At 48.6% G+C, this 24,576-nt stretch carries 17 protein-coding genes; 15 read left to right on the forward strand and 2 right to left on the reverse strand.

Annotated elements, in window-relative coordinates:
• The first annotated feature begins 277 nt into the window (after window positions 1-277).
• From HCG48_RS13955 to HCG48_RS13975, 5 genes are all read left to right on the forward strand, one after another.
• On the forward strand, window positions 278-1,105 hold the full coding sequence (locus HCG48_RS13955) for a prepilin peptidase (RefSeq protein WP_168571882.1): 828 nt from the start codon (window positions 278-280) through the stop codon (window positions 1,103-1,105).
• Window positions 1,106-1,194: 89 nt separating this feature from the next.
• Window positions 1,195-1,944, forward strand: coding sequence for a dienelactone hydrolase family protein (locus tag HCG48_RS13960; protein WP_168569704.1), 750 nt, complete (start codon window positions 1,195-1,197; stop codon window positions 1,942-1,944).
• 161 nt (window positions 1,945-2,105) lie between these two features.
• Entirely contained in the window at window positions 2,106-4,394 is a 2,289-nt protein-coding gene (locus HCG48_RS13965; protein ID WP_168569705.1) for a M10 family metallopeptidase C-terminal domain-containing protein, read from the forward strand.
• Window positions 4,395-4,525: 131 nt separating this feature from the next.
• Complete coding sequence (locus HCG48_RS13970; RefSeq protein WP_168569706.1) at window positions 4,526-5,395, forward strand: S1 RNA-binding domain-containing protein; 870 nt, start codon at window positions 4,526-4,528, stop codon at window positions 5,393-5,395.
• A gap of 626 nt (window positions 5,396-6,021) precedes the next feature.
• Entirely contained in the window at window positions 6,022-6,798 is a 777-nt protein-coding gene (locus HCG48_RS13975; protein WP_168569707.1) for a PEP-CTERM sorting domain-containing protein, read from the forward strand.
• Between the two features lie 270 nt (window positions 6,799-7,068).
• Here HCG48_RS13975 and HCG48_RS13980 read toward each other — a convergent pair whose 3' ends face one another.
• Window positions 7,069-9,324 (reverse strand): GumC family protein, encoded by a 2,256-nt coding sequence (locus HCG48_RS13980; protein ID WP_168569708.1) that lies wholly within the window; start codon window positions 9,322-9,324, stop codon window positions 7,069-7,071.
• 201 nt (window positions 9,325-9,525) lie between these two features.
• On the reverse strand, window positions 9,526-11,055 hold the full coding sequence (locus tag HCG48_RS13985) for an SLBB domain-containing protein (protein ID WP_246259555.1): 1,530 nt from the start codon (window positions 11,053-11,055) through the stop codon (window positions 9,526-9,528).
• 659 nt (window positions 11,056-11,714) lie between these two features.
• On the opposite strand from HCG48_RS13985, the gene HCG48_RS13990 reads away from it, so the two are divergent.
• From HCG48_RS13990 to HCG48_RS14035, 10 genes are all read left to right on the forward strand, one after another.
• Window positions 11,715-13,142 carry an O-antigen ligase family protein gene (locus HCG48_RS13990; protein ID WP_168569709.1) on the forward strand — a complete coding sequence of 476 codons (1,428 nt, stop codon included), beginning with the start codon at window positions 11,715-11,717 and terminating at the stop codon, window positions 13,140-13,142.
• A 497-nt stretch (window positions 13,143-13,639) separates the two neighbouring features.
• Window positions 13,640-14,980 carry a flippase gene (locus tag HCG48_RS13995; protein WP_168569710.1) on the forward strand — a complete coding sequence of 447 codons (1,341 nt, stop codon included), beginning with the start codon at window positions 13,640-13,642 and terminating at the stop codon, window positions 14,978-14,980.
• Between the two features lie 36 nt (window positions 14,981-15,016).
• Complete coding sequence (locus tag HCG48_RS14000) at window positions 15,017-16,216, forward strand: hypothetical protein (RefSeq protein ID WP_168569711.1); 1,200 nt, start codon at window positions 15,017-15,019, stop codon at window positions 16,214-16,216.
• Window positions 16,213-17,139: a glycosyltransferase family 2 protein gene (locus HCG48_RS14005; protein ID WP_168569712.1), complete on the forward strand. Its 927-nt coding sequence runs from the start codon at window positions 16,213-16,215 to the stop codon at window positions 17,137-17,139. Before HCG48_RS14000 ends, HCG48_RS14005 begins: the two co-directional genes overlap by 4 nt.
• A 98-nt stretch (window positions 17,140-17,237) precedes the next feature.
• Window positions 17,238-18,548 (forward strand): glycosyltransferase family 4 protein, encoded by a 1,311-nt coding sequence (locus HCG48_RS14010; protein ID WP_168569713.1) that lies wholly within the window; start codon window positions 17,238-17,240, stop codon window positions 18,546-18,548.
• A gap of 2 nt (window positions 18,549-18,550) precedes the next feature.
• Complete coding sequence (locus HCG48_RS14015) at window positions 18,551-19,438, forward strand: glycosyltransferase family 2 protein (RefSeq protein WP_168569714.1); 888 nt, start codon at window positions 18,551-18,553, stop codon at window positions 19,436-19,438.
• A complete protein-coding gene (locus tag HCG48_RS14020) occupies window positions 19,431-20,561 on the forward strand; it encodes a glycosyltransferase family 4 protein (protein WP_168569715.1) in 1,131 nt (376 codons plus the stop codon). Before HCG48_RS14015 ends, HCG48_RS14020 begins: the two co-directional genes overlap by 8 nt.
• A gap of 20 nt (window positions 20,562-20,581) precedes the next feature.
• Window positions 20,582-21,997, forward strand: coding sequence for a GH39 family glycosyl hydrolase (locus HCG48_RS14025; RefSeq protein WP_168569716.1), 1,416 nt, complete (start codon window positions 20,582-20,584; stop codon window positions 21,995-21,997).
• Between the two features lie 15 nt (window positions 21,998-22,012).
• Window positions 22,013-23,080: a hypothetical protein gene (locus tag HCG48_RS14030; RefSeq protein WP_168569717.1), complete on the forward strand. Its 1,068-nt coding sequence runs from the start codon at window positions 22,013-22,015 to the stop codon at window positions 23,078-23,080.
• A 133-nt stretch (window positions 23,081-23,213) separates the two neighbouring features.
• Complete coding sequence (locus HCG48_RS14035) at window positions 23,214-24,545, forward strand: GH39 family glycosyl hydrolase (protein ID WP_168569718.1); 1,332 nt, start codon at window positions 23,214-23,216, stop codon at window positions 24,543-24,545.
• The last annotated feature ends 31 nt before the right edge of the window (window positions 24,546-24,576 follow it).

The following is a 24,576-nucleotide window of genomic DNA, read 5'->3' on the forward strand; positions in this document are numbered from 1 at the left end:
CGTCTTTTTCAAGGCAGTATTAATATTTAAAATTTCAATATTTTTTGGTGAACCCAGGGATTTAGGATCGATCTCGTACCTCCTGATTTTAAAAACCACGATCGCCGATTCGGCAAACGAGAATTTATCAAAAATCGATCGAAAATTCACTAGCCATTCATCGGTTTTGTTTCAGCTCGCCCCCGGCGTCAAGCCACTGACGATTGCTGTGGAAGTCGCGATCGGAAAGGGGGTAAGTTTTTGCTATGGTATTGGGCGTCCCCCGTCCTCGATCGCCATGGATTTGCTGCTGCTGACTCCGGTTTTCTTGCTCGCATTTGCATTAGGAGCTTCAATTGGCAGTTTTATTAATGTCGTCGTCTATCGATTACCCGCCGAATTGTCCCTGCTGTGGCCCCCGTCGCGCTGTCCGCACTGCCTGCACCGCCTGGCGCCTGTGGATAATATCCCTGTTTTCGGTTGGTTGAGGTTGAAGGGACGTTGTGCGTACTGTGGGACGGCGATCGCCAAACGCTATCCCTTGGTGGAAGCGGCGACGGGCCTGTTATTTGTCGGGGTCGTGGTGGTGGCGAGTGCGAATCCGGTGCAAATGGTCGGCTATTGGGTCTTTTTCAGTTGGTTGTTGGCGTTATCGTTAATCGATTTTGACACGATGACCTTACCCAATCCCCTGACCCAATCGGGATTGATCTTAGGATTGGCATTTCAGGGAATCCTAGGGACGATCGCGGGTTCCGGAGGGGAGGCGATCGCGCAACGCTTGAGTTTTGGTATTTTCGGGGCCGTGTTGGGGATGTGGCTGTTAGAGGCGATCGCCTTCGTCGGTTCGATCGCCTTCGGCAAAACGGCAATGGGCGCCGGAGATGCGAAACTGGCGGCGATGATGGGGGCGTGGTTGGGTTGGAAATCCTTACTGGTCGCTTGTTTCCTCGCCTGCGCGATCGGCGCCTTCGGTGGGGGGGCGGCGATCGCCCTGGGCGCGTTATCCCGTCACAAACCGATGCCCTTCGGTCCGTTTCTCGCCCTCGGTGCGGTGATTGCGGCGATTTGGGGAGAGGCGATCGTCACGACCTATCTGGATTTATTCTTTGCGCCCCTGCGTTAACCCACAGCGAACCACCTCCCCAGGTTAACTTTCCGGGGAACCATAGCGTACAGTAAAAACGAAAGTACGACGGAATCGAAATCGGAACCATGCCAGATTTAGCTATCGAAACTGCTCCGGTGAAAATCCCCAACGGCGACTTGCAAATCGCCGCTTATCTCGCCCAACCCGTGGGAACCGGGCCGTTTCCCTGCGTCATCGTCTTTCAAGAAGTGTTCGGCGTCAACGCCCACATTCGCGAAGTCACCGAACGGATCGCCAAACAGGGCTATATCGCGATCGCTCCGGCAATTTACCAGCGTACCGCCCCGGATTTTGAAGTCGGCTACAGCGACGCCGATCTCGCCCTCGGTCGGAAATACAAAGAGCAAACCACCGCCGACGAACTCCTCAGCGACACCCGGGCGGCGATCGCCTATCTCAAAACCCTCCCCTCCACCCGTACCGAGGCATTCGGCTGTATCGGCTTCTGTTTTGGCGGTCACGTCGCCTACCTCGCCGCCACCCTCCCGGAAATTCAAGCGACCGCCTCCTGTTACGGCGCCGGAATCGTCACCACCTGTCCCGGTGGCGGCGAACCCACCGTGACCCGTACCCCCCAAATTTCCGGGGCGATCGACCTCTTTTTCGGCACCGAAGATCCGCTCATTCCCAACGAGCAAGTCGATCTCCTGGAAACGGAACTCCAAAAGCAGCGAATTCGTCATCGCATCTTCCGTTACGAGGGAGCAACCCACGGTTTTCTCTGCGACGCTCGCCCTAGCTACAATCAGGAAGCCGCCGCCGATGCGTGGACTCGAATTTTCGAGCTCTTTCGAGACCGACTGCAAACTCCCTAACCGATCTCGGTGACGGTTCGTGCAGGGGAAATTGACCGGGATCGAGCGCCGTCAGTACGATCCCAATTCTTCAAGGATCCGCGATCGCGATCGGGAATCCTTGAGTGGGGTTGACCCCGGTCAGCCCCGTTCACAGCGTAATTGATTTAGGAGATGCAATCATGCCTGAAGGCGTTCTCAGCGACGACGTCAATCAAATTGGTCCTCCCCCGGAAACGGATTTTTTTGATGCGGATTTTTATCGACTGGCTAATCCCGATTTACTCGGGCTCACTCCAGAACAGTTAGAAGTTCATTTCCGCGAACGGGCGATCGCCGAAGGACGCTCGTTTATTCCCGTTTACGACGCCCAATTTTATCGCACCAACAACCCGGATTTAGCCGGATTGAGCGATCGCGCCCTCTTCGATCACTTCATTAATATCGGTTTGGGGGAAGGTCGTAAATTTTCCCCGGTTTTCGATATCGACTTCTACCGTCAAAATCTCTTACTCACCGAAAACGGCGCCGATATTATCGAACAGCTCACCCCGGAACCGATCCCGGAAAATCCGGCCTTAGAATTATTTGCCGACCCTCAAACGATCGTGACGCGATCGCCCTCGCTCAACGAAAACTTATATAAATTATTCCTCGAAAGCGAATTAGGCGTTACCACCGATTTAGAAGAAGAAACCGGATTGAATCCGGAAGATATTACCGAAGAAATCGATTATTCTCCCTTCTTCGATCCCCTCTTTTATCTCAACAACAATCCCGACCTCGCCGAAGCCTTCGGCACCAATACCGAGCAAGCCCTACAACATTTCGTCACGCGGGGCATTAACGAACCGAGACGGGCTTCGCTGATTTTCGACCCAATTTTCTACATCCGTACCAATCCCGACCTCGAAGCTGCGGGATTGGCGACGCCGAAAGGGGCGTTATTTCATTACGAAATTAACGGTTTGCCCGAAGGTAGACGCCCGTCTTTATTCTTCGATCCACAATTTTATGTAGCCAGTAACCCGGACTTGCGCGAGCGGGGGTTGGACAATGAGGATTTAATCGATAATTTTATCCTCGTCGGGTTAGAACAGGAGCGGCGATCGTCGTTATTTTTCGACCCGAGAGCGATTAATTCTTTGATTATTCCTCAAACTACGCAAACGGAAGAAGAAGCGCAACAAGCTGACGACGAAACGCCCCCCAATTCGACTGAGAATTTATTAAATGGGGACTATCAGAAATGGCCGACGCCGATCGGTGGGATCTTAACCTATAGTTTCGTGACTCAAGCGAGTGCAGTTCAGTACGAAGGGACTGAAAGTGGGGTGGGCGAGGTCAACGAAGCGATTAAAAATAACGTGCGGCAGATTATGAATGAATATAATCAGGTGCTGCCGTTCGATTTAATTGAAGTCGCCGATCGCCCCCCGAATACGGGACAAATTCGCATTTTATTTGCAGATAATCCCAATTACGCTTACAGCTACGCGCCGGGATTGGGAACGGGGGGCGATATCGTCCTGAGTCGGAATTTTGAAACCGATCCGAATCGCTCGTTTTCTCAAGGGGCGGGCAATTTCGGCTACCAGCGTCTGGTTCACGAAATCGGTCACGCCCTCGGGTTGCGCCAACCGAACGACTACACCGGGTTTGCGTTCGCCGAACGCCCCACCTTCCCGGCGGGAGGGTCGGGGTTGCCTTTTAACGAAGACAACAGCACGAATACGGCGATGAGTTTTAATATTGCCGGGGTCGGGGCGAGTACGCCGATGACTTATGACGTGAGGGCGTTGCAGTTTCTTTACGGGTTTAACGATGCTAATTTGGGCGACGATGTTTATCGTTTTGACGGGGCGAGTTTTATCGGGGTCAAGCAGACGATTTGGGATGCGGGTGGCGTCGATACGTTTGATTTTTCGGAATTGCCCCCGAGTGACAGTTATTTCTTCGATCTGAATGAGGGGGGTCAGAGTACGAATCAAACGGCGCTCAATGCGGCGACCTATCAGGCGATTAACGATCCGAGTGGGGCGACTTATGCGGCGAGTAGTTATGCGACGCGGGTCGCTTACGGAACGACGATCGAGAATTTAATTGGGTCGGCGGTCAATGATGAAATTTTGGGGAATAATGCGGCGAACCGCATCGAGGGCGGTTCCGGGGCAGACCGGATTACGGGAAGTCGCGGCGCCGACGTGATTGCGGGGGGGTCGGGAACGGATACGTTTATTTTTGCGCCGGGTGACGGGGGCGCGGCGGTCTCCGACGGGGATACGATTCTCGATTTTACGGTGGGCGAGGATCGGATCGGGTTGAGTTCGCCGTTGACGTTTGAGGCGATCGCGATCCAGGCGTCGGGAGGGAATTCTTTGTTGCGGATTGCCAATACGGGGGAAATTCTGGCGACGTTGGTCGGGGTGAGTCCGGGTCAGTTAGGGGCCAGTGATTTTATCGGGGTGTGAGGGACAAAAGTCATGGGGTTCGGGGCGAACGCGCGATCGCCCCGCCGCGTTCTGGGTCGATTCCGTTGGTTTAAAATAGAGTTCGACCTTCACCCATTGTTGGTTTTTTTATTCAGTTGCAAAAGGAAAACATGTCATTTTCTGCGGATGATTTTGCCAAAGCCCTCGAACAAGAAAGCTACGATTTTCGACCGGGGCAGATTGTGAGGGGCAAGGTGTTCGAGTACGAGTCAAATGGGGCATATGTTGATATTGGCGGCAAGTCTCCGGCGTTTTTGCCCAAATCTGAAGCCGCACTGACTCCGGTAGAGAATCTGTCCGAATTTTTGCCCAAGGGAGAGGAACGGGAGTTCGCCATTGTCAGTCAGCCGAATGCGGAAGGTCAGGTGAAGGTTTCCCTGCGACAACTGGAATTGCTGAAGGTGTGGGACGAGTTGAGCGAAAAGCAGCGTCTCAATCAGTCGGTAGAGGTGCGGGTCAATGGGGTGAATAAAGGGGGCGTGACGGTGGATATTGGAGGGTTGCGCGGTTTTATTCCGCGATCGCACCTGCTCCAGCGCGGGGATTTGCAGGGGTTAGTCGGTCAAAAGTTGAGTGTGAGTTTCTTGGAACTCGATCGCGATCGCGAGAAACTGGTTCTCTCGCAACGGTTGGTCGCACAAGCGAGCCGCATGGAGGCGTTACAGGTCGGGCAGCTCGTGGAAGGTGAAGTGGTCGGGATTAAGCCGTTCGGGGTTTTTGTGGATTTGGATGGCGTGACGGCTTTGTTGCACATCAATCAGGTCAGTAACAAGTACGTTCGGGCTTTAGACGAGCTGTTCCACATCGGTCAGGGAATTTCGGCGATCGCGATCGATATTGACGAGTACAAAGGTCGGATTTCTCTGTCTACGAAGCTCCTCGAAAATTATCCCGGCGAGATTCTCGAACAGTTCGACCAACTGATGGCGGAGGCGCCAGCCCGTCGCGAAAAAGCAGGAGACAAAATTCTTCCGGAGTAGGAAAAAGAAAGAAAAGTAAAAGGGGAATTTCAAGATTTTGATGAAATTTTCTTGAATCAGAGATAAACAGCATAGAAACCATAAGTTTTTCAATGGCTATTATCTCAATTCTTTTTCCATTTTTGTGGATAGCAAAGCAAGCGATCGCGGGGTTTCGGCGATCGCGATTCCCGATTCTCTTGGCTTAAAGCCCGGGCAAATTTCCAGGACTTCCCCGTTGTTGGTCGCCCTTGAGGTATGATAAGGATAAGGGATTTTATCGTTGCCAGCGCGCGGAGCGATCCCCAATTACTTAAGCGAGTGGGTGTTCTAGAGGGAGCCGCCACAGTCTGCAGAACGACTCAACCCTCGAAGTCCCCAGCCGTTTTCGATTCCTCAAGAGGGTGCAAAATCAATTGACGAAACTTTATTAATGCGGGGTGGTTTTTTAAAGAGTCGTTAAAGTGTGATCTCGATCGTCCACTTTTACTAATTCGAGTGAGTTAATAAAAGCAGGATCGTTCAAAATCGACTCGTTGGGTCGTGTAGAATTCGCCCCCGATCGAGTCTGACTTTTCAGGTAGCCTCACTCAACACCACAACCTTCAAGCTCCAATTTCATCAAGTCGCATACACCGAGGAACACCATGAAACTAGAAAAACTGTTATTAACTACAGTGGCAGCCAGCACGCTAGCCAGTGTGGTTTCTGTCCTACCAGCGCAAGCTACCAACTTGTTCGGTACGGACGGGATTTTGTTTGACGCGGATACTTCTGTCAAATTTACCTTTAACGAATCTCACGGTTACTACAAATCGACCATCGGCGTCTGGGAAGTCGGAACTGAGAATTATACGAATCTGTTTTCCGAGCAAAGTCGTTTTGATAGTGGCGTCGATGCTTATGCCACTGACAACTTAGGAACCTGTGGCGGCGTCATTTCTTCCGCGCTATGTGAGACAAGCTTCTTATTTGAAGCCGGAAAAGAATACGCTCTCTATATCGAAAGCACCCCCGACGGTCATCCCGATTACCCGAAACTGTTCTCGACCACTTCCTTGAACGACGGTAGTATTTTCACCCAACAAGCGAAGTTCTTCCAAGGTACGTCGGAACTCGACACTTACCGAGCTGGAAATTACAACGACATCCGTACCGCAGACGGTTACGATCCGAACAACAGTATCTACGGCAACCTAGCCACCAACAATTCGCAATCTGGCGATCCGTTTAGCGGTCCGGTCTTGATTGCTCTGGAAGATTCGGGCAATTATAGCGGACATAGAGACTACAACGATTTCTTGATGACTGCGCAAGCGGTTCCGCAAGCTTCCGTTCCCGAACCCGCGACGTTAATGGGTTTGGGCGTTATCGCCGGATTGATGGGTTTGAGCCGTCGTCGTAAAGAAAGCGAAGTGTCTTAATGGTGCGATCGCCAGTCAAGATCCGGTTAGATTTTAGGGTTAGGGGCAAAGCTTCGAGATGATTGGCTGTAGTGGGTCGGCCAAATCTTGATGACAATCGCTCTTCAATGCATCAACAAACAACACGCGGGTGCCACTTCAACAAACCAGAAGTGGCACCCGCGTTTTTGGCTTGGATATTTTCTGGCCTATTTTCTAGCGAGCATCGGGGAGGGGTGTGAAAACCAGGAGTTCCACCCCGCACCCAACCCCGTGAGACTGGCTTAGCTGTTAAGTGTTGACGGTACTTGGCGTATAGCCACGAATACCGTTCGCCGCCACTCCGAGAATCGTAGCTCCAGAAATTTTGAGTCCTTCCAACGCCTTTTTAACGGCATTGCGGTCAGTTTGCGCGAGGGCGACCACCAAGAGCATACCGTCACTTTGAGCCGCGAGAATGTTGGCATCGGCCAAGCCTACCAGGGGAGGGGTATCGTAGATGACCAGATCGAAGAAATCTTGAAATTGCTCCATGAGACATTGCATTTTGCGCGATGATAGGAGTTTGATCGGATCGTTGGGAAGCGGTCCGGCAGTCAAGACGAAGAGGTTGTCATCGACGGGGGATTGCTGGATGACTTCATTGAGACTGATATCGGTAGCGATCGTATCGCTCAAGCCTCGCAGATTGGCCAACCCCAGCTTTTCGTGAATTTTGGGACAGCGCAAGTCCGCATCGACTAAAAGCACGCGCTGGCCGATCGCGGCGGCGGTTTGAGCTAAATTCACCGCTACCGTGGACTTCCCATCGCCTGCTTCAGCCGCCCCAATCGCTAAAGAATGTAACGGTTTCTCGTAACTGAGCAAGCGTAAGTTCGTATAGAGGGAGCGAAACGCCTCCAATAACGGCGAACTGGTATAGGTTTGGGTCGTTGTCGCGCGGGCCAGCAGTAAATTGCTGCCGCGATCGCTACTCCAAGCCCCTCCACTCCCCAGGGTTTTGCGGGGCTTGCGAGATTTTTTGAGTTCCTTGGCAAATGGAATCACCGCTAACAGAGGCAATTTGGTTCCGCCTTTAATTTCCTCGGGACTATGGAAGACCGTAATCAAAACCTCCACTAAAAAGCCAGCCCCGACACCCACCAGAAAACTTAAAATCCCGGCTAGAAGAAGTTGCCGTTTCGTTTGCTTAAACGTCGTGGGGATCAAATTGCCATTGGCATCCCGCCGCAAACTCGGCGGTTCGATCAACTGCCAAGGGATTTCCTGCTGCGCCGTATCAATTTCGAGGGCTTGTTTTTTCGTTAGCAGTTCTTTGAGGCTATCCGTTGCCACTTGCAATTCTCGTTCGAGATCGGCATATTGGCGAGCCACCACGGGCAATTCACTCAGTTTGGCGTCGAGGGCAGCCTGAGCTTGTGCCAAGCTGCGATCGCGCGCTTCGAGTTCCCGCAATCGACCTGCCACGCGCTCGATCGCATTCTGCGCCTCTTCCTGCGCCAAATTCATCAAACTCTCTTTTTTCTCGCGCATCACCTTCATCGGTTCGCTCTCTTCGAGATACAGCGACGACTTGATCGCCATTTCCGTATCTTGTCGCTGAAGCTGACCGATTAAGGCTTCGTAAGCTTTGCCCTCATTCGCCAAGATCGCTGCCGCCTCCCCATCGCGCAATTGATTGATCAAATTGGCATAGGCCATACGAGTTTCTGCCAATTGAGCTTGCACTCCCACCCGTTCGCGTTCGAGTCCCACCGCATACTCGTGCAGCGTATTGCCCGAACGCTCTGGATTGAGGACATTGTACTGTTGGCGCAACTGCTCCATTTGTTGTTGCAAGTTATCGACTTCTCCTCGCAAAATCGGCAATTGCTGGTCGATAAACTCCAATCCCGGGCGTAAGGTGGCAATTCGTTCCTGTCGGCTGTACTCCAAATAAGCTTTAGCCAGTTGTTCTAAAACAAATTGTATTTTTTTAGGATTTTCGTCCCGATAGTTAACTTGTAATAACTTCGTTCCTTGTTTTTTGCCATCCTGTTCGTAGCTGACTCGGTTAATACTAAAATTGCTTAGCAGCGAATTATATTCCAATTTTGGATATTGAGACTTGAGCTGTTTGACCACTGGAATCATCAGCTTCGGACTGCGAAGAACGCGAATCTGAGTTTCGTAATCGAGCAAGCTATTATCTTCAATTCGGATCCTCTGGACGTCTACTCCTGGGGTTTGAGATAACAGGTATTGCCGCGCCAACAACCCTTCAGCCGTTAGAGGCTCGACGAGGAGACGAAACGACCCTTCAAATTCATAAACCGTTTGCCGGGATAAAGAGACAATTACGGTGCCAGCCGCTACCGTCAGCGCAATAGTAACCCCTACCATCACCAGCGCTCGCCGCCGTAGCACCCCAAATACCCACGCTAAATCCAGACTTTGTTCGTCCGATTCCGGCGTATTCGTCGCGTAGACAGCCCCAGATAAAGAGGACTGAGCTAGCTTGGGATTGTGCTTAGATGAAAAAGTGTGGAAATCTTGTCCAGTATCCATCGTGATTTCTCGAAAAAAAGTTCCGATCGAGTAATGACCCAGTTAGATGGCCGCCGCCAATTGATGAGATCGAGTAATCCACCATCTCACGAGCCGACGGAGGGGGCGAGCTGCTCGTCCTTGGCGTGAAGTGGATGGGTGTTTCCCAAAGATAACAAACATTTCCAAATCCCTGCGATCGAGGCAAAAATGTTGAAGGGGTTAACGGTTTATGATTCCTAAAACATCTAACAGTTGGATCGTATCGAGAATCGTAATGGCGATGCCTCTAAACATACCTGCCGGGCCGACGGTCAGCCCGACGGTATCCGAAAACTTCGCTTGACCCGATCGCCCCACCAGAATAATGTCATTTTCTCGTAGCAAGGGATTCGTTTCGCCGTTGATGCTTTGAGTAAAATCTACCTGGACTTCTCGTCGAGAGACCGTACCATCGGGATTGAACCGAATTAACCCCACTGTATCTGTTTTAGCTCGATTTTTATTAAACCCTCCGGCAGCGAGTATGGCTTGATTCATTGGGGTATCCCCTGGCAGCGTCAACCCACCCGGATTGCTGACTTCGCCCACGACTGTAACTTGGATCGCTTCCGGCGCAAAATTCGCCGCCGCTAAATCCGAAGCTTCTGCTGGGTTGATTTCAGTTGCCGTCGGGATAACGATCGTATCGCCATCCTGCACGATCGTATCTTGATGGATATCCCCCGCTTGCAAAAGTTCCCACAAGTCAATATTGAGAACTTGTCGGGCGCCGATTTTGGTCGTGCGCCTCAGTTGAATGCGTCTTAGGTCGGCATCGGGGGTGATCCCTCCAGCGAGCTGAATGGCTCGGGTTACGGTGGGCAGTCCTTCCGTGCGTTGAGCATTGGTGGTATTGCCGCCAATGACGATGTAAGACCCGGGTCGTTTGACTTCTCCGATGACGGTTACCGCACGAGGTTTATTGGCTTCCGGTGCAAATCCTGCACTGGCTAACTGACGTAATTCCTCACGGCGCACGGTTTCGGCAGTCGGAATAAAAATGATGTCCCCATCTCTCAAGGTTAAATCGGCGGGGGCTTCTCCCGTTTGTAGCATTTTCCACAGATCGAGGGAAATCGTTTGTTCTTGCCCGGAACCTTGCAGGCGACGCAATTGAACCTGTCGGATATCGGCGGCGAGGGTGATCCCTTCTGCCATGTCAATAGCTTGAAGGATATTGGGATATTGAACCCCCGGTTGATTCCCGACCCCTCCGGTGAGCGGCATGGTGTACGAACCAGGACGATTCACTTCTCCGGCCACCCGAACTGTTAACGGGCGTGGGGAGAGTAAAATTAAGGTGACTAGAGGACGCTTGAGAACCCGAGCGTATGCGCTTTCAAGAGTACGATCGGCTTCGTCTAGGGTCATCCCTTGAATGGAAAGGGTGCCAATCAAGGGTAAGGAAATTCTGCCGTCAATCGGGATTTGATATTCGGCGCTTAATTCGGGCAGATCGAAGATATCGATCCGGATGCGATCGCCTCCTCCCAGGCGATAGGGGGTGTCGCTGAGGTCTGCCGGGTCGGCATTGAATTGAGGATTGGAAATTGGGAAGCTTTCTGCTTCTTCTACGGTTGGAAGCTGTGCCCGAACGGGGAGGCTCGAACCAGTGGAGATCGCAGTGGCCAAACCCAAGAAGATCGAGTAGTGAAGCATGGCTCGGTAGCCCACCGATCTTCTCGTGATTTTTTGCTTACGCTTGTTCATACTTGATTTTATCCGCAGCGATCGGGAATTATGATATTAATGGATATTTAAGATCTTAACCAGCGATCTGCGTCCTTGGAGATCGGTTAACATAAGCTTGTCAGCTTGAAGACAATCTGGGAATTAAATTCTTCCTCAAAAGTAAATCCTCCTCAGAGCTTGCCCTCAAAAGAAAGTCCCCTTTCAACCCGTTGAGAAGTTTGCCATCCTCACCCCTTTCTTAAGGTCGCTAATGGGTTGGACTGGGTGTGCGATCGGCGAGATCGATTAGTCAACGGGGAACGGATCGCCCCTGTCATAGTCTGCACGATGCAACTCGATCGAGATCTTGCTACTCTTGAGGGGATTCGCTCACGATTGATGGAGATCGAAACATTTCCTTTCAGTCGATCGTTTTCTCCCTATTTTTTAGGGAGGGTCTCAACCCACAGAGCGTTTATGGGATAAGTTCGAGTATGCCAAAATAGATTTGCCGACCTATCCGTCACCCTTGAGAGTGCGATCGTTCCGAGCTAACCTTAGCTTTTCACGCGATGGGAATGGCGATCGCACTCAAGCAAACATCACGATCCCTCATTGAATAAAGTCCCTCGTTGAATGAAGTCCTTGACTGGACTTAGCTTTTCCTAGCCTCCCATCGAACTACTTTTTATATTTTCATGAAAGAGCTAATTGCCCACCCCGCAATTCTCCCTTTAATTCCTTTATTTGGAATTATTTTTCTGCTCTTTGTTTTTCAGTTGGTGAATCGACGAAAATCCCTTGGCTATCTAATTGAAAAAAATGCTTTAATCTTATTGATATTCATGATTTGTGGGGTCACGATTACCCCATTCAATAAATTCACTCCTCTAGCCTTGATCGAGCGCGAAAAGACTTTACCTTCTTTGGCCGCTCAAATTGTTTTATACTTGTCTACAGTTTTTGTTTTACTCCCTCGATTGCGCTTTACTTTACAAAAAATTATTGCTGCATTTTATTCAATTGTTATTTTTAATCCCGGTTTTTGTGCTTTAGTACTCCTCATTGTTTTGTCGGGATTTTGGTCGGCAACGCCAGACTACACATTTAAAAATGCAGGTATATTATTGGGTACGACAATTGTTTTAATATATATAGCAAAACAATATGATATTCAGCAATTCGCAGAACTGATTCGCTTAAATAATACATGGATTGCCATCCCTAGTATTTACTACAGCTTATTTAGGAAATCGATCGGGATTAATGCAACTAAGAATTCGTGGCAAGGCATTTTAGCTCACCCCAATCCCCTCGGTTCCTTAATGGCACTCAACATTTTCTTGTGGGGGGTTTATGCTGCTCGTAACCCTAAAGATAGAAAAAAAGCATTCACCATTATTTTCATTTCCCTTTACGTTTTACAAATGGCAGGAACGGCAGGGGCTAAAGTTCAACTTATTTTACTAACTTGCCTCCTTCTGTTTGTAAATTCAATTAAACCTTTGCCCTTTCAGTGGACATTCACGGGAATTGTTGTCTTTCTAATTTTAGCGATTATTGGTACGATCCTCGTGACCGAGAATTTAGAAACAATTGTTGTTGACGGTCTGGGTAAAGATATGACCTTTACCGGACGAGTCCCGGTATGGAATATGTTATTTACAGAACATATTCCCAAACATCCGTGGTTTGGATTTGGATATCATGGTTTCTGGCAGCCTTGGCGAGGCTTAGACAATCCCGCCTTCAATGTTATTGTTATGCCCTCAGAATGGAGACCCCCTCATGCTCACAATGGGTTTGTAGATACCATTGTCGATTTGGGATTTTTTGGGGGGTTAGCATTTGCAATTTCCTTCATTACTAATCTAATATATGCTGTTGTTTATCTCAGTCAAAAAAAAGGTTCAGAAGCTGCATTACCCTTGATTTTTTTGACTTATGTGGTCATCACAAACCTTTCCGAAGGGGGATTAATTGAAGTAAGTATGACTTGGGTTTTATATGCGACAACAACTCTACGTTTATCAATGGAAATGTCCTACTTAATTAAATCGCAAAAACCGCCAAAGAGGCTAGTTACGCAGCCTACATTAGAAGCGAATCGAATGGATTCATTGTAAAGAGATATAAGTGAAGCCATAGCTATTGAAGATTCTATAGCTATCCTCAATCGTAACTTCAAGGGAGTGTGAACCCAATTTTCAATTAGATCGAGTCTTTAGTGATTCAATTCTATCGACGGTAATCATAGCTTAGATCGATAAATTGATACCATCAGGCTCATCGGACATACTCGCGATTGATTTCACAAATTAGATAGGATGGCTATATTGATGGAGGAAGTTACAGGATTAAAAGTTTCCATTATTCACGATACCGAAGATGTAGAGCAAATTTTGCTAAGAATAATCACAATTATCTCTAGCAATTTTAGCAAAGCTTTACCATCCACTTTGGGACTCTAAGAGGTGTAATAATAATCAAGCCAAAGGGAGTAAACTAGATCGCTAAGAACAATTCACAGCCTGGAGCAAACCAAGATTTTAAAGATTTGATAAATTAGCATTTCTGAGTATTAGTCTTGCTATAATAGATTGTTATTTTCAAGAACTGAATTGTGGAAAAACCAAAAATAACCGTTACTTTAAGCAATCTTATTAGCAACACAGCTTGGTTGTTTGCTGATAAAATACTCCAGATGGGTCTGGGTCTTGTCGTTGGCATTTGGGTAGCTCGTTACCTCGGTCCAGAACAGTATGGAATGCTCAATTATGCTATTTCCTTTGTAGCCTTATTCGGTCCGATCGCCGGATGGGGATTAGATGCTATTTCAGTTAGAGAACTCGCATCAGAACCTGAAAAGAAAGAAGAAATCCTAGGAACTACATTTGTCCTAAAATTACTGGGTGGATTTCTAATTTTATTCCTAACTTTTGTCGCAATATATTTACTCAAGCCTGACGAGATATTAACCCGATGGCTTGTAGGAATTATTGCAGTAGGAACGATTTTTCAATCTTTTGAGACCATTGATTTCTGGTTCCGCTCTCAAACTCAATCAAAATATACAGTTTTAGCAAAAAACTTCACTTACGTTCTAGCGACAGTTATAAAAATTATCCTCATACAAACTAGCGCACCACTGATTGCGTTTGCTGCTATTAAATCCGGTGAAATTGGCTTTACTGCTATTGGCTTAGTTGTGGTTTATGGACGGAGGGGCGGTAATATTTTTCGTTGGCAGCCCAATTTCAAAATGGCTCACCTTTTACTACAAGATAGTTGGCCATTAATTATTTCTGGCATAAGCACCTATATTTATGCGACCATAGACCAAGTTATGCTCGGTCAAATGTCTACCGTTAAATCTTTGGGTATTTATTCAGTTGCTGTCAAGCTTTCAGAGATTTTTAATTTTCTCCCAGTGGTCATTTCTCAATCGGTGTTGCCAACCGTCGTTAATAAATACAAGGAGGGAGAACAATCCTTACTACATACCATGCAGAATATTTACGATATTATGGCAATTTTATGGTTTTTTATTGCTGTATTTATTTCTAGTTTTTCACCTTGGATTGTGTCCAAAGTTTACGGAGAAGCTTATTCGGAGTCGGCGATTATTTTATCCGTATATGTCTGGTCGCAGTTTGGTAGTAATTTCGGGGTAGCTAGAAGCTTATATATTAATGTCAAAAACTTATTCAAACTTTCTTTGATTATTAGTTTTGCTGGTGCTTTTCTCAATATTGCTTTAAATTCTTGGTTAATTCCGCAATACGAAGCAATGGGGGCAACGGTCGCAACCCTAATCACTTATTTTGTCGCAGTAGTTGGTATCAATATAGTTTTTCCTGAATTACGCAAACTCTTACCCATTATTGGAAAATCTTTAATTATTCCTAATTCAATTTTTCGCCTGATAAAAGAGTATAGAAAGAGTAAAAATAAGTCATCATAGTCGTTGAGATTGATTTTGCTTGTAGGTTGAGTAATCATGTTGAAAATTAAGCCCAATATTGAAATAAAAGCCACTTGTCCTCACTGCCAAAATTACCTGAGTTCTAACGGGGTACTTTGGCAAGGAATTCATGTTTGTTATGAAGCGACATGCAGTGAGTGTAATACAGCAATCGTTGGGGATTTACCCGTGGGTCATGCAGACCCCTATTCTTTTCAAGTCGATCTAGAAAAAGGAATCCTGTTCGGCGGAGATTTAGGAAGAAAAGAGCTAGGGGAACCTTTATTCGATTCGTTACAAAATCCTGCTCAAGAAGCAATAGAAATCAAGAAGGAAGTTTTTAAAGAATTGAATAAAGTTATTATTTTAAACTGTATTGATTGTTTGTACGGCCATAGTTTGTTAAAGTTGCTCAATGCTCAAAGGCATTTGGAAGTGCATCCAGAGTTGGGATTAATTGCGATCGTACCCCAATTATTACGATGGATGGTTCCCGATGGAGTAGCTGAAATTTGGACGGTCAATTTACCGTTAAAGAGAAGTAAATTATATTTTCCTGTTTTCGATCGCTTCGTGAGGGAGGAATGTCAGCGTTTTGAAGAAATTTATGTTAGTAAGGCGTATTCTCATCCTGGTTATTTTGACATTTCTCGCTTTACTAAAGTAGCCAAACATAATTTTGAGTCTCCGGACTTTAGGATCACTTTTATTTGGCGAGAAGATCGATTACTTCTGAAGCAATTCAGTTTTAAACTCTTAAAAAAACTGGGTCTGGTAAAGTGGGGATTTGCTCTTCAAAATCGACGAATTGTTAAAGTTTTTAGCGAGATTAAAAAGAAAATCCCCAAGGCTAAGTTTTCGGTAACTGGCTTGGGAACATCGACCAAGTTTCCGGATTGGATAGATGACAAACGAGTCACTAAGTTTGACGAAAAAACAGAGCGTAAAATTTGCGAAATCTATGCTGAAAGTCGCTTAGTCATCGGAATTCATGGCTCGAATATGTTGCTTCCCTCAGCTCATGCTGGAATGACGATCGATTTAATGCCAACCGACCGATGGGGAAATTTTGCTCAAGATATCTTATATCAAGAAGAAGACCCTCGTTTTGCTTCTTTTCGATATCTTTACTTGCCTTTAAGTGTGCCGTTAAAGGAATTAGGTTTTATTGCTGGAACGATGGTTCAAAAGCGCCAGCATTTTTATAGTAACATGGCTGCGGATAAAAGGAAATGAAAACACCGATTGTTTTTCTTATTTTTAAACGGCCCGAGGCGACGGAAAAGGTTTTTGATGTGATTCGCTCGGCGAAACCTGAAAAGTTATTTGTAGTCGCAGATGGAGCGCGTTACGATCGCGCGAACGAAGCCGAACAATGCGAAATAACCCGAGCTATTGTGGATCGGGTAGATTGGGATTGTGAAGTTTTCAAAAATTATTCGGATGTCAATTTAGGATGCGCAAAGCGAGTTTCAAGTGGGTTAAGCTGGACGTTCAAACAGGTCGATCGCGCCATTATTTTAGAAGATGATTGCATTCCGGATCCGAGTTTTTTCCGTTTTTGTGAGGAATTATTAGAGCGGTATGAAGACGACGAGCGGATTTGTTCGATTTCGGGACAAAACGTTCAATTTGGCAGACGCCGTACGGAAAATAGCTATTATTTTTCTCGTTACCAACATTGTTGGGGGTGGGCAACTTGGAGGCGAGCTTGGCAACATTTCCAATTCGATCGCGCCGTGTGGGAAAGGGTCAAAGCTGAGCAGTTGTTAAAAGATATTTTAATTGACGATCGCGCCGTTCGGGTCTGGCATAAAATCTTTGAAGTGACCTATTCCGGAGAAGTCGATAGTTGGGCGAGTCGTTGGATGCTTTCTTGTTGGTTACAAAACGGGTTGAGTATTCTCTCGAATGTGAATCTGATCTCCAATATTGGTTTTGATACGGATTCGACCAATACGGATGATACGGTCAGCCCTTATAACAATATGACCCGAGAATCATTAGACTTTCCCTTAAAACATCCATCTTTTATGGTTCGCGACAATCAAGCGGATGATTTTACCCAAAAAACGCTGTACAACTACTATCCGACCTTGACAGAAAAAATTCATAAAAGGTTTAAAAAAATAGCATTTTGGAGCTCAAACCTGTTTTAAAAACTATCGAAGATCGAGAAAGTCGCCTCCAATTTTTAGAGAGGTCTGAGTCGATCTAAAGCAGGGGATTTTGACGTTGGAGTGGTTCTGAAAAATCAATGAATGTATTGTCGATTGGAACGGATGATAGCGAATCGGGTGCGGGACGGGCGGCGTACCAACTGCATCGGGGACTGCGCGAGGGAGGGATCCACTCCCAGATGTTGGTTCAGAACAAACGCACCGACGATCCGGACGTGTTGCTGCAAGGGGCTAAGTTTTGGCGGAAATTAGCCCAGTTCAGTCCAAATTTAACGGCATTACCTGTGGGATGGTATCGAGATCGCACCGGGGAGATTTTCTCGCCACAATGGTTTCCGGGGCGGATTGCGGCTCAGGTCCGAGGGCTGGATCCGGATTTGATTAACTTGCACTGGTTGGGTTGGGGATTCGTGCGACTCGAAACGCTGCCACAGTTCCAAAAGCCTTTGGTATGGACGTTTCACGATATGTGGGCGTTTACGGGAGGCTGCCACTATACGGGGGAGTGCGATCGCTACAAGCAACGGTGTGGAGACTGTCCGCAACTCAACAGCCATCGAGAACAGGATTTATCCCGTTGGGTGTGGAAGCGCAAGGCAAAAGCATGGAAAAATTTGGATTTAACGGTGGTGACGCCGAGTCGGTGGCTGGCCCGTTGCGCGTCCGAGAGTTCCCTCCTCGGCGATCGCCGGGTAGAAGTCATTCCCAATGGGTTAGATTTGGAAACGTACAAGCCCTTCGACCGCACGATCGCCCGCCAGTTGCTCAAACTGCCCTCGGATAAACTCCTAGTCTTATTCGGCGCCGTGAGTGCGACTAGCGATCGTCGTAAAGGCTTTCACTTGCTGCAAAGCGCCCTCAAACACTTGAGCGAGTTAGGGTGGCGCGATCGGCTCGAATTAGTGGTTTTCGGGGCTTCGGAACCGATCGATCCGCCGGATTTGGGCTTTCGTTGTCACTATTTGGGACGGTTGCGCGACGAGCTTTCAATTTCGCTCGTTTACGCGGCGGCAGATTTGTTCGCCGCACCTTCCATCCAAGACAACTTACCGAATACGATTATGGAAGCGCTCTCGTGTGGCACGCCGTGCATCGGTTTCGAGATTGGCGGGATTGGCGAGATGATCGAACATCAGGGGAATGGCTACCTCGCCACGCCGTTCGAGACCGAAAACTTTGCCCGGGGAATCGCCTGGATTCTCGAAGATCCCGAACGCTGGCAAAAACTGCGCGATCGCGCGCGGGAAAAAGCCCAAGCCGAATTCAGCCGAGACTTACAAGCGCGACGATATCTCGATCTGTTCGACGAACTCCTCGATCGCCAATCCGAGCGATGCTCCAAGGGAGCCGCTTCGCGAACGACTCAAGCCCCACCATTGCAACAGTAACGATGGCCAATCAGACGATAGCAGCTTTGATGACTTGCCACAATCGCAAAACCCAAACCCTGGCAAGTCTCGATTCCTTCTTCACCCAAACCCTTCCCCCCGACGTTCGCCTGAGTGCTTACTTAGTCGATGACGCCAGTACCGACGGCACCAGCGAAGCCGTGCGCGATCGCTACCCCCAAACCCAAATTTATCGCGGCGATGGCAATTTATTCTGGAACGGTGGAATGCGGCGTGCTTTCGAGGAAGCCTTAGCTGGAAACTACACCTATTACCTCTGGCTCAACGACGACACCATCCTTTACCCCGACACGATCGCCCGCCTGTTAGAATATGCCGAACAATTAGAAGAAAACACCGCCGCCCATCGCTTCGTCCTCATCGGTTCCACCTGCGATCCCGACACGGGAAACTTGACTTACGGGGGAATGGTGCGCGCGACCTGGTGGCATCCCCTCAAATTCCAACTCCTCCCGACCGCCGACACCCTACAGACCTGCCATACCATGAATGGTAATTGCGTCTTAATTCCCCGGGAAATCGCCCAAAGCGTCGGCAACTTAGACCCCAATTTCGTTCACAGTACGGGAGATTTAGATTACGGCTTGCGCGTCAGACAAGCGGGAGGGACCCTCTGGGTGCTACCGGGTTACGTCGGAACCTGCAAGCAGAATCCTAGAGAAGCCGATGTCTGGGAAAATCCCAATTTGAACCTGTGGGAACGACTCAAAAAGGTCAGCCAACCGAAAGGACTGCCCGTCCAAGAGTGGAAAGTCTTTGCCAAACGCCATGCGGGGCCGTTCTGGCCGTTTTACTGGAGTTTGCCCTACGTCCGGCTCGTTGTAGCGGCAGTGTTCGGCGGTAAAATGGGGAGTCAGATTAATGGCTAAACGAGTAATCCTGCTCACTAATTTCATTCCCCCTTACCGATTGCCCTTGTATCGGGCATTGGCCGATCGCGTGGGTGACTTGCAGGTGGCGATTTCGACGCCGATGGAAGCCAATCGCAATTGGACGCCGAATTGGGAAGGCTTAAACGTTAAAGTTCAAAAAAACCTGACCTTGCGCCGCAAGTGGCGTCACCCCCACGGCTTTTCCGAAGACATTTACGTTCACATCCCTTACGATACCCTGTCGTTGCTCGCCGATTATCGCCCGGACGTGATTATTTCGGGAGAAATGGGCTTGAGAACCCTCCAAGCCGCCCTTTACCGACGCTTTCATCCGGAAAGCCCATTAATTTTGTGGGCGACGGTGTCGGAATACAGCGAACGAGGGCGGGGTAAACTGCGCGATCGCCTGCGACGGTGGCTCGTTCCTCAAGCCGATGCCTTGTTAGTGAACGGGAAAAGTGGGGCTCGTTACGTGCGTCAGTTTGGCATCCGGGACGAACAACTGTTTTACGCGCCGTATACCACCAATATCGAGCCATTTTTGCAAGTTCCGCTCTCCCGAAACGGCGATCGCGCCTACCGCTTGCTCTACGTCGGCCAATTCCTCGAACGCAAAGGGATGATTCCCTTATTTTCCGCGCTGAAACGCTACGCCGAACGCCACTCGCAACGGCAGTTAGAATTAATCCTCGTCGGCGACGGGCCATTGCGTCCTCAATTGGAAAGGGAGACGATTCCCGATAACTTAACCTTGAACTGGATCGGTCACGTAGACTATGGCAAATTGCCGGAAATCTACGCTCAAGCGGGGATGTTTCTGTTTCCGACTTTGGCGGATGAATGGGGGTTAGTGACCAACGAAGCGATGGCTGCCGGGTTGCCTGTTTTGGGGAGTTTGTACGGTCAATCGGTAGAAGAACTGGTCGAAGAAGGGAAAACCGGATGGACGTTTCGACCCGATCGCCCGGAGGAACTCGATCGCGCCCTCGAACGAGCTTTAGCGACCCCTCCCGAAGCCCTGGAACAGATGCGCGTCAGCGCCCGCGATCGCATTGCCAGCATCACCCCCGAACGAGTCGCCGATCGCATGGTAGAAGCCATTGAGTTTGTCAGTTCGTGAGTTATAGGAGGAACCCGCCAATGAAACGGATCGAACCTTGGATGATTTTACTTTTCCTTTGTTCGTTTCTGACCGTTCATTGGCTGCCCGCAGGAGGCGATCGGGTCGTGGCGGCGATCGAGCAGTTGGACGGTCCGACCACAGAAATTCCTGCCGAATATTTTGGGATGCACATCCACCGGGCTGTTAGAAAACCGCAAACCCCTTGGCCCGCAATCTCATTTCATACGTGGCGCCTGTGGGATGCATACGTCGCCTGGCCCGACTTAGAACCGGAACCGGGAGAGTGGAATTTTGAGATTTTAGATCGCTACGTTGAAATGGCACGCGATCGCGATGTCGAAATCCTCTTACCTCTGGGACTTTCGCCTACTTGGGCGTCCGCCCGTCCTCAAGAAGGTTCCGGTTATCGACCGTCGGGAGGGTGGGCCGCCGAACCTCGGAATTTGGAAGACTGGCGCAATTACGTGCGAACTGTCGCCACTCGCTATCAAGGAAAAATTCACTATTACGAAATTTGGAACGAACCGAACGAGGGCGGTTTTTACTCCGGAAGTGTCGCCCAAATGGTCGTTCTCGCCCGGGAAGCCTATCAAATTTTAAAAGCGATCGATCCGACGATTCAAGTGGTTTCCCCTGCTGCGACCGGAGGGAGTACCACCGAAAGCCTACGCTACGGCCCGGACTGGCTGAAGGAGTATCTCGAACAAGGGGGGGGAGACTATGCGGATATTATCGGCTATCATTTCTACGTCACCCCCCAACCCCCTGAAGGGATGCTGCCTCTGATTGCCAGGGTGCAAGAGGTGATGAGGGAGCATGGGGTTGGGGACAAACCCCTATGGAATACGGAATCCGGTTGGGCTCAGCCAAAAACCTTCAGTTCCCCACAAGAAGCAGTAGGATACGTGGGGCGATCGCACATTCTCCAATGGGTCGCTGGCGTCAGTCGATTCTATTGGTATGCGTGGGACAATCACGCTTGGATCGCTCTGGGGATGGTGGAACGAGACAATCGTACCTTGACGGAAGCGGCGATCGCCTATCGAGAAATTCAAGATTGGTTAATTGGCGCCCGTTTGCCCTCTTGTGAGGTCGATGTCGAACAAAATTGGGTGTGCGCTTTAACTCAAAAAGACGGCGATCGCTCTTGGATTGTTTGGAATCAAGAGACGACGAAAACTTTTGAAATTCCTCCAAGTTGGGCTGTTTCTCACGCTCGGGATTTAGAGGGGAATCATTATAATTTGGATTCTGAGGTAGCATCTTATCGTTTAAATCGAGAAGGAAAATTGACCCTCGATATCGGTCAATCGCCGTTACTGCTCGAAGCGAGCGATCGCCCCGATGGGAACCGCTCTCATCAATGGAGATCCAGCTTTCGGCGCATGGCTTCGCGACTGAGGAAGTTCCTTCAGTTTTCTCTTTCCATGTGAAATAGGTACCCAGAGATGACCCTGAAAAAAATCTATATTGCGACCGGGTTTTGTGCTGATAAAAAAGGCGAAGAAAGCCATTACCCTCAAGTTGGATTACAATCCTCTTCTCTCAAGTTTCAGCAAATTTATTTAAAATGCATTGTTGTATTTTTTGCAACGAGCATTCGTCACAATTCTAACGCCCACCACGTCCTCTGTACGAACTTAGATAAGTTACCCGATATCGGGAATACTGAAACCGAAAAATTGCTCGAACAGATTGGCGTTGAGATTGTAAGACTCCCCTTTACCTTTCAACCCCCAGAAAAATATTTTGATTCTTGGAAAAGCACTTTTTATAAATTAGATTTAATCAAATACTTTTCAAGAACTTGCGATCGAAATGAAGCTGCATTTTGCCTCGATTCCGATTGTGTATGGATTGATTCCATAGAGGGTCTTGCTGCGGAAATCCAGCGATCGGGATACGTGACTTACAATACTGGATTTAATGAAAAATACAAGATCAGTCATCTCAACCGTCGAGATCTAAGCAAGCTGTACCGAGAATTAGGTCTTTCCTTAAATGAAGAAATTCCCGTGTACTGTGGTGCAGAGTTAATTGCAGCAAAAGACAAAAACTTCCAAAAGCTTTTAGGAGAAATAGAGCGCGGATGGGAGTTTTCTTTGGAACAATTCAGGCAAAATAAAACAAAGTTTAATACAGAAGAACATCTTTTGAATTTTGCCTATAACAGCTTGCAAGCTCCGTTAGGAAATGGCAATCCTTATATCGATCGTATTTGGACGACATTAGGCGGATTTAATAATGCCAGCGATCGTCACTTGAATTTAACAATTTGGCACCTGCCATTCGAGAAAAAATATGGATTTAAAAGATTATTCGAGAAAGTAGTCGATTTCCAGTCGGAATTTTGGCAAGTCCCCGAAAAAGAATTAGCCGGATACTTGTCTCGATTCTTTGGAATTCCCAAGAGAACGCCACAAAAGTTAATCGTTGATAGCATCGATGCTTTGTCCTATCGAAGTACAAAAATCATGGCAAAAATACTGCCAACAGGAGTGAGCAAAAACTCTTAGTTTGAAAGCAGTAAAGTAGCCTCAAAAGCTAAAAACAGTAATCCCCGAACAACCAAAGTTAGTTTGAATAAGTCAAAAACAATGAAAAGGGCAAAGCTGCCATGTTGACCCCGCAAAATTCGGAGAAACTAACGTGAATCGTTTAAAAGGCAAAATCGGACTCTTCTTTGCCTTGATGCTCGTCACTTTCACGATCGCAGTCGGGTTGAAATTTAATGTCATTCGCCAACCGATTGCACTCAATCCACCCGCCAGACCAATTCCCGCAACCCTCTTTGGGTTACACATTCACCATTTGGTTAAAAAGCCATCCGATCTGCCCCAAGTGACGCCCTGGCCCTCCGTTGAATTTGGCACGTGGCGATTGTGGGATGCACATATCGGATGGCTCAATCTCGAAAAAGAAAAAGGTCAATGGCAGTTTGACACTTTAGATCGCTATCTGGAAATCGCCCGCGAACGAGAGGTCGAATTACTTCTACCTTTAGGATTGTCGCCAAAGTGGGCATCGGCGCGCCCCGAAGAACCCTCTGCTTACGCACCTGGGGCGGCGGCTGAACCCAAAAATATAGAAGATTGGCAAAATTACGTGCGTACAGTGGGTACGCGCTACCGGGGAAGGCTTCCCTATTACGAAATCTGGAACGAACCAAATTGGAAGCGCTTTTTTACCGGAAGTACGGAACAGATGTTCGAGTTGGCGCGCGAAGCGCATGAGATTCTCAAACCCCTCGACCCCGAGATCGCGATCGTTTCTCCATCGGCGACTGACGGGAAACATGGGGCCGCTTGGTTGGCGGACTATTTTGCATTGGGGGGTGTAGACTACTCGGATATTATTGGCTTTCACTTCTATGTCGGACCGGGAGAAGGCCCTGAAGATGCGATCCCGGTGATTCAAGAAGTCCAACAAGTCATGAGCGATTATGGGGTGGCGGATAAACCGTTATGGAATACGGAAGCGGGATGGTTGGGAGACCAGCCGTTTGAAGATCCCCAAACCAGTGTGGCTTATGTGGCGCGGGCGTATATCCTCAACTGGGCGTCAGGGGTAGAGCGTCTGTATTGGTACGATTGGGATTTCAATCCGATCGTGCGTTTGCATTTAGTGAAAGAAGATAACAAAACTCTAACGCCAGCCGGAGTGGCTTATGGGGAAATTTACGATTGGTTGGTGGGCGCGCGCATGGACGAATGTCACTCGGATCTTCGGTATACCTGGACTTGCCAGTTGACGCGCGATCGCGATTACCAAGCTTGGATTCTCTGGAATCCGGATCGGTCGTCCTCGTTCTCGGTTCCCGAGGAGTGGAAGGTCGCCCAGGTACGATATTTGAATGGAGAGCGCCGCCGATTTCAGGGGTCGAAGGTAGAGATCGGTCCGACACCGATCCTTTTGGAACGGACAGGGGACACACTTGGCGACTCCCGGGCGAATGCACAAAGCCGTTTCAAATCATCTTAACGGGAGTTAATTCGTGCGCGACCGAGACCGA

The sequence above is a fragment of the Oxynema aestuarii AP17 genome (genome assembly GCF_012295525.1).
Lineage (GTDB): Bacteria > Cyanobacteriota > Cyanobacteriia > Cyanobacteriales > Laspinemataceae > Oxynema > Oxynema aestuarii.

Coding starts and splice junctions, on each gene's coding strand:
- HCG48_RS13955 (WP_168571882.1), top strand. CDS start 278: ATGGATTTGCTGCTGCTGACTCCGGTTTTCTTGCTCGCATTTGCATTA.
- HCG48_RS13960 (WP_168569704.1), top strand. CDS start 1,195: ATGCCAGATTTAGCTATCGAAACTGCTCCGGTGAAAATCCCCAACGGC.
- HCG48_RS13965 (WP_168569705.1), top strand. CDS start 2,106: ATGCCTGAAGGCGTTCTCAGCGACGACGTCAATCAAATTGGTCCTCCC.
- HCG48_RS13970 (WP_168569706.1), top strand. CDS start 4,526: ATGTCATTTTCTGCGGATGATTTTGCCAAAGCCCTCGAACAAGAAAGC.
- HCG48_RS13975 (WP_168569707.1), top strand. CDS start 6,022: ATGAAACTAGAAAAACTGTTATTAACTACAGTGGCAGCCAGCACGCTA.
- HCG48_RS13980 (WP_168569708.1), bottom strand. CDS start 9,324: ATGGATACTGGACAAGATTTCCACACTTTTTCATCTAAGCACAATCCC.
- HCG48_RS13985 (WP_246259555.1), bottom strand. CDS start 11,055: ATGAACAAGCGTAAGCAAAAAATCACGAGAAGATCGGTGGGCTACCGA.
- HCG48_RS13990 (WP_168569709.1), top strand. CDS start 11,715: ATGAAAGAGCTAATTGCCCACCCCGCAATTCTCCCTTTAATTCCTTTA.
- HCG48_RS14000 (WP_168569711.1), top strand. CDS start 15,017: ATGTTGAAAATTAAGCCCAATATTGAAATAAAAGCCACTTGTCCTCAC.
- HCG48_RS14005 (WP_168569712.1), top strand. CDS start 16,213: ATGAAAACACCGATTGTTTTTCTTATTTTTAAACGGCCCGAGGCGACG.
- HCG48_RS14010 (WP_168569713.1), top strand. CDS start 17,238: ATGAATGTATTGTCGATTGGAACGGATGATAGCGAATCGGGTGCGGGA.
- HCG48_RS14015 (WP_168569714.1), top strand. CDS start 18,551: ATGGCCAATCAGACGATAGCAGCTTTGATGACTTGCCACAATCGCAAA.
- HCG48_RS14020 (WP_168569715.1), top strand. CDS start 19,431: ATGGCTAAACGAGTAATCCTGCTCACTAATTTCATTCCCCCTTACCGA.
- HCG48_RS14025 (WP_168569716.1), top strand. CDS start 20,582: ATGAAACGGATCGAACCTTGGATGATTTTACTTTTCCTTTGTTCGTTT.
- HCG48_RS14030 (WP_168569717.1), top strand. CDS start 22,013: ATGACCCTGAAAAAAATCTATATTGCGACCGGGTTTTGTGCTGATAAA.